This is a genomic window from Psychrobacter sp. ANT_WB68 (assembly GCF_008369115.1).
In the GTDB taxonomy this organism is placed as follows: domain Bacteria; phylum Pseudomonadota; class Gammaproteobacteria; order Pseudomonadales; family Moraxellaceae; genus Psychrobacter.
Genome location: NZ_VOAZ01000005.1, coordinates 1 through 13,914 on the forward strand (window position 1 = coordinate 1; position 13,914 = coordinate 13,914).

The 13,914-nt window shown below is 42.8% G+C and carries 15 protein-coding genes; 4 read left to right on the forward strand and 11 right to left on the reverse strand.

Annotation, left to right across the window (positions count from 1 at the left end; all coding sequences use genetic code 11):
• Positions 1-185: 185 nt before the first annotated feature.
• The 3 genes from FQ084_RS12020 to FQ084_RS12030 form a co-directional block, all read right to left on the reverse strand.
• Positions 186-737 (reverse strand): hypothetical protein, encoded by a 552-nt coding sequence (locus tag FQ084_RS12020; protein ID WP_262880773.1) that lies wholly within the window; start codon positions 735-737, stop codon positions 186-188.
• Between the two features lie 289 nt (positions 738-1,026).
• Positions 1,027-1,944: a CDP-diacylglycerol--serine O-phosphatidyltransferase gene (pssA, locus tag FQ084_RS12025; protein ID WP_149490882.1), complete on the reverse strand. Its 918-nt coding sequence runs from the start codon at positions 1,942-1,944 to the stop codon at positions 1,027-1,029.
• 10 nt (positions 1,945-1,954) lie between these two features.
• Positions 1,955-2,830: a 23S rRNA (adenine(2030)-N(6))-methyltransferase RlmJ gene (locus FQ084_RS12030; protein ID WP_149490883.1), complete on the reverse strand. Its 876-nt coding sequence runs from the start codon at positions 2,828-2,830 to the stop codon at positions 1,955-1,957.
• A gap of 140 nt (positions 2,831-2,970) precedes the next feature.
• Here FQ084_RS12030 and FQ084_RS12035 point away from each other — a divergent pair, with 140 nt between their 5' ends.
• The 3 genes from FQ084_RS12035 to dapE all read left to right on the forward strand — a co-directional run bounded on the left by FQ084_RS12035 (position 2,971) and on the right by dapE (position 5,555).
• Entirely contained in the window at positions 2,971-3,726 is a 756-nt protein-coding gene (locus FQ084_RS12035; RefSeq protein ID WP_149490884.1) for a 2OG-Fe(II) oxygenase, read from the forward strand.
• A 57-nt stretch (positions 3,727-3,783) separates the two neighbouring features.
• On the forward strand, positions 3,784-4,248 hold the full coding sequence (locus FQ084_RS12040) for a hypothetical protein (RefSeq protein WP_149490885.1): 465 nt from the start codon (positions 3,784-3,786) through the stop codon (positions 4,246-4,248).
• 107 nt (positions 4,249-4,355) lie between these two features.
• On the forward strand, positions 4,356-5,555 hold the full coding sequence (dapE, locus tag FQ084_RS12045; protein WP_149490886.1) for a succinyl-diaminopimelate desuccinylase: 1,200 nt from the start codon (positions 4,356-4,358) through the stop codon (positions 5,553-5,555).
• A 101-nt stretch (positions 5,556-5,656) separates the two neighbouring features.
• On the opposite strand, the gene FQ084_RS12050 is transcribed toward dapE, so the two are convergent.
• From FQ084_RS12050 to FQ084_RS12080, 7 genes are all read right to left on the reverse strand, one after another.
• On the reverse strand, positions 5,657-6,118 hold the full coding sequence (locus FQ084_RS12050) for a GNAT family N-acetyltransferase (RefSeq protein ID WP_149490887.1): 462 nt from the start codon (positions 6,116-6,118) through the stop codon (positions 5,657-5,659).
• Positions 6,119-6,157: 39 nt separating this feature from the next.
• Positions 6,158-6,658, reverse strand: a complete 501-nt coding sequence (locus FQ084_RS12055; RefSeq protein ID WP_149490888.1) for a GyrI-like domain-containing protein — start codon at positions 6,656-6,658, stop codon at positions 6,158-6,160.
• 78 nt (positions 6,659-6,736) lie between these two features.
• Positions 6,737-6,946, reverse strand: a complete 210-nt coding sequence (iscX, locus tag FQ084_RS12060) for a Fe-S cluster assembly protein IscX (RefSeq protein ID WP_149490889.1) — start codon at positions 6,944-6,946, stop codon at positions 6,737-6,739.
• Between the two features lie 129 nt (positions 6,947-7,075).
• Positions 7,076-7,648 (reverse strand): acyl-CoA thioesterase, encoded by a 573-nt coding sequence (locus tag FQ084_RS12065; protein ID WP_149490890.1) that lies wholly within the window; start codon positions 7,646-7,648, stop codon positions 7,076-7,078.
• A 147-nt stretch (positions 7,649-7,795) separates the two neighbouring features.
• Entirely contained in the window at positions 7,796-9,193 is a 1,398-nt protein-coding gene (locus tag FQ084_RS12070; protein ID WP_149490891.1) for an NAD(P)(+) transhydrogenase (Re/Si-specific) subunit beta, read from the reverse strand.
• On the reverse strand, positions 9,190-9,537 hold the full coding sequence (locus tag FQ084_RS12075) for a proton-translocating transhydrogenase family protein (protein WP_149490999.1): 348 nt from the start codon (positions 9,535-9,537) through the stop codon (positions 9,190-9,192). The genes FQ084_RS12070 and FQ084_RS12075 overlap by 4 nt, the downstream gene beginning before the upstream one ends.
• Positions 9,538-9,653: 116 nt before the next feature.
• Positions 9,654-10,811, reverse strand: coding sequence for a Re/Si-specific NAD(P)(+) transhydrogenase subunit alpha (locus tag FQ084_RS12080; protein WP_149490892.1), 1,158 nt, complete (start codon positions 10,809-10,811; stop codon positions 9,654-9,656).
• A 480-nt stretch (positions 10,812-11,291) separates the two neighbouring features.
• On the opposite strand from FQ084_RS12080, the gene yaaA reads away from it, so the two are divergent.
• Entirely contained in the window at positions 11,292-12,092 is an 801-nt protein-coding gene (gene yaaA, locus FQ084_RS12085; protein WP_149490893.1) for a peroxide stress protein YaaA, read from the forward strand.
• A 97-nt stretch (positions 12,093-12,189) separates the two neighbouring features.
• Here yaaA and groL read toward each other — a convergent pair whose 3' ends face one another.
• Positions 12,190-13,836: a chaperonin GroEL gene (gene groL / locus FQ084_RS12090; protein ID WP_149490894.1), complete on the reverse strand. Its 1,647-nt coding sequence runs from the start codon at positions 13,834-13,836 to the stop codon at positions 12,190-12,192.
• Positions 13,837-13,914: the final 78 nt, after the last annotated feature.

Sequence of the window (13,914 nt, forward strand, 5' to 3'; positions counted from 1 at the left end):
TTCATTGGTTGGATGATTTATTTAGTAGCTTAGCTATTAATAATCAGTGGTAAACCACTTTCCAATCCGCCTTCCCTTTCGACTGGGTGGCATTATACGCGGTTTAAGGTGGGGGTCAAGGGGGTTTGAAGATTTATTTTTAACTCTTTGATAATGCTAAATCTGTTTATCAATCTAAGACGCTATTAAGGGCAAAGATTCTTCGTCCATTTCCCTGCTTTGTTACCACGAACACATTGATATTGCACACCATACTGAACCCAGTGCCAACTTAATTCAGATGGCGTACCTTTCAAGGTAAAGCTAATACGATAACGTTCTGCGCTCACACTATCATCCATGAGACCAGAACGGGTAATGACAACAACTGCCGTCTTGGGCTCGGCTTTTGATGGAAAGAAGAAAGCTTGCGCCAAATCATAATCCGCAGACACTTCATTAATACTGCTATTGATGAGTTTGAGCTTTTCAAGACCACAAGCAATCACCCCTGTTTTAATAGGACACGGTGCTGATGCATAAGTCACTGCACGGCCATTAACGTTTAAATGCTTAAAGTTAGCTGGATTTGCAGCTTCAGCCCGGGATATTGGACTTATTGAGTTGCTAGTATTGGCATGTGAAGATGCTGAAACCAATGATATTGAAAGTAAAGCACTCGCCATCAAACCTCTTAACAAGTGCGTTGAGGTATTTGAGACAGGCAATAGATGATTAAAACTATTTAAGTTCAGCATAATAACCTCGACGTTTATTATCAAATCGCATTATAAAAAGGTCAGTCATATAATGTTTATATAGATATACCATACAATAACATATTAAAATTATTTAATATTAACTCCAATTAACCGTTATTTATATTTTTTATTATAACCATTTCGGTTGTTATGATTATCTCTATCAGAGCCTTATATTAGTATCCAACACAGCATCCTAGCATGCAAATAAAAACCGCCTATTAAAAAATAGGCGGTTCGTATGTGTATGTCTTAAGCTAACATCTACTATAAAGCAGTTATAGCGTTAACTGGTGGCTTTGGTTTGTAAGGTGGTAACAATACCTGACAAGGCATAAATAATACCAATCGCTAAGATGCCCACAGGAATATCATATAAAATGATACTCATGACCAATACGCCAATGATAAGCACCACGAAAGGCACTTTCTTTTTATCAAACTCTTTAAAGCTGTAGTATTTGACGTTACTGACCATTAATAAGCCGCAGATAACCACCCATGCGGCAAATAAGAACATGATAGCCGTATCATATTGTCCAACCCACTCGTTATGATCGACGGCAACCATAACCGCTGCTGTCACTAAGATAGCGGCGAGCGGACTTGCCAAACCGACAAAATACTTTTTATCGACAATACCAACTTGAACGTTAAAACGCGCGAGTCGGAAAGCGGCGCAAGCGGTAAAGACGAAAGCGCAACCAAGACCAATCCGACCTAAAGGCTCTAAAGCAAAGCTATAAATCAAAATCGCAGGTGCAACGCCAAAAGCCAGCATATCAGCGAGTGAGTCATACTGCTCGCCAAAAGGGCTTTGCGCATTGAGCATACGTGCAACCCGCCCATCGGCACCATCAAGAATGGCGGATAAGAAAATCGCCAGTGATGCTTTATAAAACTCGCCTTGGGTACTGGCTAAAATAGAATAGAAACCGGATAGTAACGATAAAGTCGTGATGAGATTGGGTGCTAAATACACACCGCGACTGACCACGCGCTTGCCTTCAGCAACTTCTGCTTCAATCACCTCAAAGGTTAAGCCATCATAATTGTCATTATCCGCTAGGCGAATATTGAACTCATGCTCATCGACAAAAGGCGGCTGAGTGGCAGCGCTATCTTGTAATAGTGGCTCTTTTACCAAACCGTCATTCATAACCTTGTCGGTTACTAAGCTATTTGATGATTGATCAGTCGTCATAACGATATCCTTATTCGCCAACCAGCCAGCGCACATTGGTCGCACTATCTGGAGACAAGTCTGGTGCATCTTCAACTTTTAATACTGGCTGTAAGAAACGTAGTATCTCACGCGCATGATTATCAAATTGCCAAGGCGGGTTGATAACCAGTAATCCAGTCCCGTTAAGACCGACCGCGATATCGTTAGGATAGATATTGAGCTCACAGACCAATTGACGTCTCATCTCAGTACGCTTAAGCTTTTTATAGAACAGCTCAACCGCTTCGATATTTTTAATCGGGAACCATAACGCATAAGTGCCTTGTGGCCACTTATTATAAGAATGCACCAACAGATCAATCAGACGGGTAAAGTCTTTGTGCTCTTGCTCGTAAGGAGGATCAAGGAAAATCAGACCACGCTTCTCTTTTGGCGGAATAACGGCAGCGATGCCCTCAAACGCATTACGATGATGAATACCAATTGGTAATTTATGCAGCTGATAGTTCAAAGCATCATATTCGCTGGCTTTGGCCTCAAACGCTTCAGCGCGTACGCCGGCATCAGGATTTTTTTCCACATGATGGGCAATCCACCACGGTGAGCCAGGATAGACTTTTTTGTCATAAGTGAAACGGGCTTGCTTAATGCCTTCCATATAGTCTTTGACCGCAGCCGGTGCTTTTTCGACGTCAGCTTTTACTAAAGCTTGGATGCCGCCTTTGGCTTCACCTGTTTTGCGCGCCTCTTCACTGCCGAGCGAATACAGTCCACGACCGCCATAAGCATCCAGCACATAAAAAGGTTTGTTTTTTTGCCCCATTTGATTCAGTAGTTGTACCAATAAAATGTGTTTAACAACATCGGCAAAGTTACCAGCGTGATAGGCGTGTTTATAATTCATAAGATCAAAAGTTTAAATAAGAAAAATTGCATCTATGGTAGCATAGACAAGGTAAAAGATAACGATGGTTTTGGTAAAAAGGCATGGATTGGCTGTGTATTGACAGCGAATGGCATGTTTATTGATAACGGCGAGACAAAATGATGCAGATTATTAGCAATCTTGAGGTTACACAGCTAGTCGTTGAGAATCCGATTGGACAAGACAATCCTCCATTACTGTTTACGCATAATGGCGACGACAGTCAAAAGCCGCCGACTCAGCACGTATTAGCGTTATCCGACTTTGATGTCGATTGGCAAAATAAGCTGACCGATGAACAGCTAGATAAATTTGTAGATGATGGCTGGATGATTATTGACGGGGTGTTTGAGAATAAAGCACTATTAGCCTTGCAGTCCGAGAGCGGTTTTATTGACTATCGTGACGCAGAGTTGACGGCTGGTATTCGGGTTAGCAATATTCGTGGTGATCAGATTCGCTGGATTACCGAAAACTTCTTTGCAGGGTTTTATTATCTGCAAAGTATCAATGCGCTTGGCGCTTTGTTTAATCGCAGTTTGTTTGCCGGTATTCGCCATAGTGAGGCGCATTATGCTTGTTATCCAGTAGGTTTTGGCTATCAATGGCATAGCGATAATCCGGCTGGACGTGATGAGCGCGTTATCTCGGCGGTGTTTTATCTTAATGATGATTGGAGTGATAGTGACGGCGGTGCCTTAGAAGTCGTCGATAAACATGGCGTTCATCATACTGTCATGCCTGTTGCCAATCGGCTTGTGATATTTGATAGTGACCTACAACATCAAGTACAAATCGCTCATCGTCAGCGTTATTCTATCGCGACTTGGATGCGCCGTGATGGTCTGGTGCCTTTTGTTGAAGACAATATTTAAAATTCATCAACTATTACTTTTACTTTAAATAAGTCTTGTTAATTAAGGATAATGACAATGCATAAAACCTTATTTAGAAGCTTTCTTTTAACTATTATGTTTCCTCTAATTGTGAGCTGCGAGACGCTTAATCATCAAGCCACTACTCAACCACACAATGAGTTCTTTTTTACCTATTATTTGCCAAAATCCACTCCTGAAAAACCTCTAATAGTTAGTCCGACCGTTATTACTACTGAATTCAAATATGAGGACGGGTGTCTACTTGCATTTGACGGAAGCAGATGGATGACACCCGTATTCCCCGAAGGACAAGCAACTTTTGATAGTCATCATAAGACTTTAAAATTATTAGGAACAAGTTATAAAATGGGTGATGTCATTTCTGCAGGTGGCTATGTGCGTGCTTACAAAAGTGACAAAGTTAAAAACTATAGTAATACCCCAGCCGAAAAGTGCATTACAGAGTATCTAGCAATATATTACGGCGATTATGAGAAAATTTACTTGGATAAAAACTAAAGTTATTTTGACCATCAGAGTTGATAAACATCAGCATTAGACAAATCTTATAAAAATAAGCCAGATGTTATCACAAGAAATATTAAATCAACTTATCTAGGACTGTCATGAGTTTAGAAAATAATAGTAAAACCCATCAACAACAAACTTTAGAATTAAGTATCGCCCTACTTGAGCGTCCTTCGGTCACACCAGATGATGATGGCTGCCAAGATATATTGTCAGAGCGCCTGCAACAAGCAGGGTTTGACTGTGAGTTTATGTATTACGGTGATAGACAGGCGAAAGGCGAACACGCTAAAGTCAAAAACCTTTGGGCGCGCCGTGGCACCACTGATCCAGTTATTTGTTTTGCTGGTCATACCGACGTTGTGCCTACGGGTGATGAAAATAATTGGACTTATCCGCCATTTACGCCAACCATTGCCGATGGTTATTTATGGGCGCGCGGTGCAGCTGACATGAAAACCGGTATTGCTGCTTTTACCATTGCCGCCGAGCGTTTTGTTGCCAATTATCCTGAGCATAAAGGCTCGATAGCATTTCTAATCACATCAGATGAAGAGGGCCCGTCCATCAATGGTACGGTCAAAGTCATTGAAACCTTAGAAGCGCGCAATGAAAAAATCACCTATTGCCTTGTTGGTGAGCCATCAAGTACCGACACGCTTGGCGATATCATTAAAAACGGTCGCCGCGGCTCATTGGGCGCCGAGCTTACCGTCACTGGCAAACAAGGTCATGTTGCCTACCCGCATCTGGCTTGCAATCCTATTCATGCAACGATGGCAGCATTAGCAGAGCTTACGGCGGCGACTTGGGATAATGGCAATGAGTACTTCCCTGCAACTTCCCTGCAAATCTCTAATATCAATAGCGGTACGGGCGCAACCAATGTCATTCCTGAGACGCTAAAAGTTATCTTTAATTTCCGCTTTTCTACAGAAACAAGCGAAGATGAGCTAAAAGCAAAAACTCATGCTATCTTTGATAAATATTTTGATAACAGTAAAGCCAGTTATGATATTCATTGGAAATTATCCGGTCAGCCGTTCTTAACCCCTGAAGGCAAATTGGTCTCGGCATGCCAACAAGCAATCAAATCGGTGACTGGTATTGATACAACATTATCAACTTCTGGCGGCACATCCGATGGACGCTTTATCGCGCCAACGGGTGCACAAGTGGTTGAATTGGGCGTGCGTAATGCGACGATTCATCAAGTCGATGAAAAGGTAGAGGTAGATGACTTGGGCAAGTTGGCGCAGATTTATGAGGGGATTTTAGAGAATTTGCTACTTGATTAAGCATAAGTGATAAAAAAAGCGCCATCTAAGTCAGATTTGGCGCTTTTTTATTATGATTTTTTAATGAAAGGCTTTTAATTAATATTCACTTCAAACTCTTACTACTCTACCACCTTAACCCAAGCACTTTCATGTTTGATAAAGCCAATCTTAGGATAGTATTCACTCGCTTGCGGCGCAGATAATAGAATAACTTTACAGTTTGGTGGTAATTGCTGTTCAATCTTTCTGATCATCAATTTACCAATACCTTGATGTTGGTATGCTTCATCGACAGCGATATCCGATAGATAGCAACAATAGCTAAAGTCAGTAATACAGCGTGCGATACCTATTAGCTGTTTATCACTATTGGTATCATTTACTGCCTCAATGTGAGACTTATCATGATCTTTATCGACCCAAGCAGTCACTAACAAGTCAGCATTATCTAGCATTGCTTTAATAATGAAAGGACTATCTATGGGACGGCGCTCGCCTAAACTACACTTCTTTAGCACATCAATAAATTGAAAAGGCGTGATTGGCGTATTTATTTGATAAGTCACTTGAGGCGTCGCCATAGACTGTGCTTCTATATTATTTATTTATGATTTTATGACTTACTCAATACCAATATAGAGATCCACTTGACCATACTCTAAGTTGCCACCGATATAATGCTCAAAATCAACATTGTACGTTCGTACATGCTCACAACTTCGGTCATTAAAATATGTCCACGCTTTTTCCCAAGCGTTCATGACAGTGTTAGGCATTCTACCTTCTTCAGAAAACACTAAATACTTCCCTGCAGGAATATCTACGCTGACCAAGTTGCCATTCTTAGCATTAGCGCCATTACCTGACTGCTCCTGCTCGCTATCTACTTTCCAACCGGCCACAACATCAAAAGCACCGACCAAGTCATCGCTCTCATAGTTATGATAGATACCATAAATATCTTCACCCTCAGGAAGATTGCCAGCATGATTTTGATAAAACTTTTGCCATAAGCGACCTAACTTGGCTGTTTCATGGCTAATTTCAGCATTATTGGTGGTGCGAACGCTGATGCCTCTGCACGCTATCGCTTCGGGTAGTTCTTTGATTTGTGATGTCATAATGCGGTATGTCCTATATATTGATGCGACTTTTTTATTTAAAATTGTGTTCAAACCAATTAACGTTGCAGCGTGAATCTAATCAGCTTCATCAATCCAGTTCATCTGAATGGCTTCTAAGATACCTTCGTTTGATCTTTGCGGATCGTCATCAAAGCCTTTAAGCTCAGTCACCCAGCGATGCAAATCAGTAAAGCGAATATACTGTGGATCGGTCTCTGGGAATTTTTCGTAAAGCTCAATAGCTATATCTAAGCTGTCTGTCCATTTTAGTTTTTGTGGGGTCATGATGGCTCCTTAACTTGTAATCATTTTATTAATATCAGCGAATAGATGGTCAGCGTAACTGGTCATTTGAGTGGCAATTTAATAATCCCTATCCTACCAAAATTCGCCAGCTGATTATAGACAAGTTCGTTATGCAGCCTTTGTTGACTTAACTGTTTTTTTTGATTCAGCAGATTTAGCGGATTTAATCGCTACTTGATGCTGATTCCAAGAATCAATGACCTCATTTGTCTGCTCGCCTGTCATATCCAATATCTCTGGCGCACATTTACCCTTTTTATTGGTCAATACAAACTTGGTCATACCCACGCCCATCAACTGATTTTTTACAAAGAATCGCGTTTCAAAGTAAACGTATTTTTTCTCCCAACCGACCAGCGTACTATTTACCGTCATTTTACTCAGAAACTTAATCTCTTTGAGATAGACCATTTCTTGCATGGCAATAATCCAGCCGAGATTTTTAATGCCTTTTTGATGACAGCGCGCCATGAGCCAGTTGGTGATATTTAATTCTATAAAAGATAAGTAGCGGTAGTTGGGGAGATGATCACGAAAGCCCATGTCGTGCGGTAATACTCGGTAGTGGCGCACAATTGGTGCGGTCAATGTCTCAATACTCAGGTGCTCGCTAACCGATTGCTGCTTAAACTGCTGCTTTAATAGGCTGACCATAATAAAAAAACGTATCAACATGTTCATAACTGATTCTCTTCATTGTTATTTTGTATAAATTCATTGGGTATACATCATGACAGACTATAAATGTGGCACACTTTAACGCAAAAAAGCCACTATAGTGACTTTTTATACCTTATCGTTTGCGTTTGGCTCGTATAATATTAGAGATTAATGAGCACCATTGATACTACGTACCATCTCTTCAACCATTTTCTTAGCATCACCAAAGATCATCATGGTTTTGTCCATATAGAACAAGCTGTTATCGAGTCCAGCATAACCGGTACTCATCGAACGCTTAATGACCATCACTGTTTGCGCTTTAGTAACCTCTAGAATCGGCATACCAAAGATTGGCGACGATGGATCGTCTTTTGCAGAAGGGTTGACCACGTCGTTGGCACCGATCACTAACACCACATCGGTACTCGCGAAATCAGAGTTAATCTCATCCATCTCAAAAATGTCATCATAAGGCACATCCGCTTCCGCCAATAGCACGTTCATGTGTCCTGGCATACGGCCAGCGACGGGATGGATCGCAAAGCGAACGTTGACGCCTTCTTCTTTTAACAGCTCATACAATTCTTTAACCGCATTCTGTGCGCGACCTTGCGCCATTCCGTAACCTGGGACAATCACCACACTACTGGCATTGGCCATAAGAAAACCGGCATCTTCTGCTGAACCGGCTTTGTAATTCTTTGGTGCGCCTTCATCGCCGCCCGCTGTGGCAGCTGTTGTGCCCATACCGCCAAATAAGACGTTCAGTAATGAGCGGTTCATGGCTTTACACATGATATAAGATAAAATCGCACCTGATGAACCGACTAGCGAACCTGCGATAATGAGCATCGAGTTGCCAAGGGTAAACCCAATACCGGCTGCCGCCCAACCTGAGAATGAGTTCAATAGTGACACAACCACTGGCATATCACCGCCACCGATTGGAGCAATCCACATCCAACCAAAGATGACCGCAATCACTGCCATCGCATAAAATGCTGGCAACGAATCGGTCATAAAGTAGACGATACCAAAACCAATCATGGCAATAAATAACAGTGCCTGTACTGGTTTTACCCAGCTACCAACCAAGGTTTTTGCCCAGCTCTTTGCTGCCAATTTACCAAAGGCAAAGACCGACGCTGAGAAAGTAATCGCACCGATGAAACAACCGATAAACAATTCAACACGAGCAACTGCGCCATGTGATTGCTCAGTATGCAGTACGGTTGCTAACGCAATTGCAACCGCTGCCAAACCGACAAATGAATGCATCAAAGCCACAGTTTCTGGCATTTGGGTCATCGCGACCGTTTTTGCTTTCCACATACCGACGATAGCACCTAACACCATCGCACCGATAATCAACCAAAGCACAGGGCCTTCCGCTAAGAAGAATGTGGTTGCTACCGCAATCGCCATCGCCACCATACCAAAGCGATTACCGCGAATAGCGGTTTTTGGACTAGATAAACCCCGTAAGGTTAAGACAAAAAGAATGGCACCGATTAAATAAAACCAATCCGCATTTGCCGCAATCATATTTGTTAAATCGCTCATGCATCGCCTCCGCTTTCAGTCGTCCCAGTTTCAAGAGCGGGTGCTTTTTTCGCTTTAGGTTTAAACATCGCAAGCATCCGCTCAGTTACCGCAAAACCACCGAAAATATTGATACTGGCTAAAAATACCGCAAAGGCACCCAGCAAGCTGGTCGGGGTGAACATTGAACCATCGATCGTGACGGTCTGTAGCATCGCACCGACGATAACAATACTTGATAAGGCGTTGGTGACCGCCATCAATGGCGTATGCAGTGCTGGCGTGACGCCCCAAACGACGTAGTAGCCGACAAAAATAGCGAGCACAAATACGGTAAAAATCGCTACAAACGGTGTGCTAGTCATGGCCGCACCGGCTGGCGCTGCCGCTAAAATACTGGCAATCATCTAATCCTCCTAAAAATTTGTTCGTGTCTGGCAAATGTATGGTAATGAGGTAGTCGAGACTTGATATTTAAGGCTTAGCGTTTAGCAAGGCGTACTTGGTGGTCATGCGTCACCGCTAACGCCCCCTGAATCTCATCATTCATATCTAAATTCAGTGCCAGTGTCTTCGCTGACGCGTCGTCTGTAGCTGCAGGAGCAATTAAGGTCGTGATAAAATTAACCAGATTATTGGCATATAAGTCTGAAGACTGCGCCGCAAGCATGGACGGAATATTGGCCGCCCCAACGATACGTACGCCATTTGGCGTAGTAACAGTTTCATCAGGCACACTACCTTCGACGTTTCCGCCCGTTCCAGCAGCCATATCAATCAGCACTGAACCTGCCTTCATTTTGGCAAGCGTTGCTTGATGTACCAATCGCGGTGCTTGACGACCAGGAATCTGTGCCGTGGTAATAACGATGTCAGCGTTGCTCAAGGCTTTGTCCACGACAGCCGCTTGGTCTTTGACATATTGCTCTGATGGTGTCCAAGCATAGCCACCTGTAGACTTAGCTGTTTCTGCTTCCTCTGCACTCATCGGTACATCAAGCCATTTACCACCTAATGACTCTACTTGCTCACGAGCGGTCGGACGTAAATCACTGGCTTCAACGACGGCGCCTAAACGCTTCGCTGTGGCAATCGCTTGCAAACCTGCAACACCGACGCCTAGAATGACCACTTTGGCAGGTTTAACCGTACCGGCTGAGGTCATAAACATGGGGAAAGGGCGCGAATATTCGTTAGCGGCGAGCAACACTGCTTTATAACCGGCAAGGTTGGCTTGTGATGACAAGACGTCCATATTCTGTGCGCGTGATAATGTACGTGGCAATAACTCCATTGCAAAGACGGTCGCACCTTTTGCCGCGTAAGTATCTAGCTGGCTATTGCGATACGGGTCAAGCATCCCAATGACCACTTGACCAGACGTTAAATGCTCAGTCGCCGCTGGTGGTAAGTCGTTGACGGTAGTAATAATCTGCGACTGGGTGACGACCTCGGCACTACTGTTGGCAATGTCAGCACCCGCGGCTTGATACAATTCATCAGCATAATAAGATGCTTGACCTGCACCTGACTGGATGACGACTTCAAACCCAAGTTTAAGTAATTTCTTTACCGCGTCAGGGGTTAGCGCGACCCGACTTTCACTTGCGCTATCTGCACTAATAACACCGATTCTCATACCGTCTCCTTACTTACGTCTAATGACTACTTTCAATACCCTCAACGCACATTTAAAAAGCACAGGGGACAAAAAAACCTTTGGTCGTGGTTGGTTTAACACTTAAGACCAAAGATTATCAATTTAATAAATGATGACTGCTTTGCCATCATGCCTTTTTATTATAGAGATATCGTTTGCTAACTTTCATTGTCTAATGATGACCCACAAGTAAAATAAAAAGTTAGGTATTTACACCACCATCATAACTTTTATTGTTATATTAAAAACTTTTATTTTTTCCAAAAGCACGCAAAGCCTGTAAGCTAGTAGCTCACAACCAACGCACCTATTGTTTTAATATTTGACATATGTCTACAACAACGCTTAAAAATACAAAACAGCCACGACTAAGTCAAGATAAAATACTACCTACCGTATAATAAGAAAACTTGACAGCTAAATAGAACGCCCATTGAATCACGATAATAAGGAAGAACGATGTATTTTTTACTCTCCCCTGCCAAATCTCTCAATGAGAAAGATGCTGTACCAGTCAATCTAGGTAACTACTATAGTCAGCCTGAGCTGATCGAACACTCGCAAGCCTTGATGAAAAACTTAAAAGCAAAAGAGCCGATTGATTTACAAGAACTGATGAGCATCTCTGACGATTTGGCGCAGATGAATGCCGAACGCAACCAACAATGGCGCTGGAGCAAAAAACAGCACTTTACCTTAGACAATGCCAAACCTGCGGGCTATTTATTCGATGGTGATGTTTATACCGGTCTTGATATGTATCATATGGATAAAGACACCGCTATTTATGTCAATGAACACTTAGGAATTTTATCTGGCTTATATGGGGTGCTTAAACCGTTAGATTTAATTCAACCCTATCGCTTAGAAATGGGCACCAAACTGAAAAATGCGCGCGGTGATAATCTCTATGAATTTTGGGGCGAGGAAGTGACCAACGTTATCAATGCGCGCATGGCTCATAGCGATGACAACGTATTAATTAACTTAGCCTCTAATGAATACTTTAAAGCGGTAAAGAAGAAAGCATTGAATGCGGAAATTATCACCCCACGATTTGAAGATGAAAAGAATGGTCAATATAAAGTAATTAGCTTTTATGCTAAAAAAGCACGCGGGCTGATGGTGAAGTATGCTGCTGATAATAAACTGAACAATGCGGAACAATTAAAACAGTTTGATTTGGCGGGATATTATTATGTTAATGAGCTATCTGATGATAAGAATTGGACGTTTAGACGCGATACAGTGAATCAGTAGTTTTTAAAAAAAGATATTTAATTCACATAAAAAAACCCCGATAAGCTTAGCCTATCGGGGTTTTATTTGAACTAGGTTTAATAAGTGTTAGCGCAGCTTACATCATGCCGCCCATTCCACCCATACCGCCCATTCCAGCGCCGCCCATACCAGACATACCATCATCACCTTGCGGTAAATCAGTAATCATGACTTCAGTTGTTAGCATTAAGCCTGCAACAGAGGCTGCGTTTTCTAGTGCTGAACGTGCTACTTTTGCTGGGTCAAGAATACCCATGTCAAGCATATCGCCGTATTCTCCAGAAGCGGCGTTGTAGCCATAGTTACCACTACCGCTCTTCACTTCGTTAACTACAACTGAGGCTTCTTCGCCTGAGTTGGTGACGATTTGACGTAATGGGGCTTCCATTGCGCGGCGTAAGATATTGATACCAGCGTTTTGGTCGTCGTTATCACCACGTAGCTCAGACAATGCATTCATTGCACGAACTAGGGCAACACCACCACCAGGGACAACGCCTTCTTCAACCGCTGCACGAGTGGCGTGTAGTGCATCATCAACACGGTCTTTCTTCTCTTTCATTTCAGTTTCAGTCGCAGCGCCAACTTTGATAACGGCAACGCCGCCAGCAAGTTTCGCCATACGCTCTTGAAGCTTCTCTTTATCGTAGTCAGACGTTGATTCTTCAACTTGACGTTTGATAGATTCAACGCGGTTTTCGATGTCAGCTTTGTTACCAGCGCCATCAACGATAACGGTGTTTTCTTTACCGACAGTGACTTTCTTAGCGGTACCCAATTGCTCAAGGGTCGCGGTCTCTAAGCTCAGCCCAATCTCTTCAGAAATAACCGTACCGCCAGTCAATGTTGCGATATCTTCTAGCATAGCTTTACGACGATCGCCAAAACCTGGTGCTTTTACGGCACAAGTTTTTAAGCCGCCACGCATGTTGTTGACTACTAACGTTGCTAGGGCTTCGTTTTCGACGTCTTCAGCAATGATTAGCAAAGGTTTGCTCTGCTGCATGACTTGCTCAAGTAATGGCACGATTTCGCGGATATTGCTGATTTTTTTGTCTACAAGCAAGATGTATGGATTTTCAAACTCAGCGGTTAGGCTGTCTTGCTTATTAGCAAAGTACGGGCTGATATAACCACGGTCAAACTGCATACCTTCTACGACTTCTAAGGTATCTTCAAAGCTTGAACCTTCTTCAACAGTGATAACGCCTTGCTTACCGACTTTTTCCATCGCTTGCGCAATCAACTCACCAATTTTGGTGTCTGAGTTGGCAGAGATAGAACCAACTTGAGCAATCGCTTTTGAATCGTCAGCTGGGGTTGATAGCAAATGGATTTGCTCAACAGCCGCGCGAACCGCTTTATCGATACCGCGTTTTAGATCCATTGGGTTCATGCCAGCGGCAACTGACTTCATGCCTTCTTGCAAGATTGACTGAGCCAATACGGTAGCAGTAGTCGTACCATCACCAGCGACATCGTTGGTGCGGCTAGCAACTTCACGGACCAATTGAGCGCCCATATTTTCAAATTTGTTTTCAAGCTCGATTTCTTTGGCAACTGAAACACCATCTTTAGTGATGGTTGGTGCGCCAAATGATTTATCGATAACAACGTTACGCCCTTTAGGACCTAAGGTTACTTTTACTGCGTTTGCTAGAACGTTTACGCCGTCCATCATTTGTTTACGGGCATCAATGCCGAATTTTACGTCTTTTGCCATGTTAAATTACTCCACTATTATAAGTATGAGAATACAATTGAATGATTCTTTAATATTGTTATAAATGCGCTTAGCCAG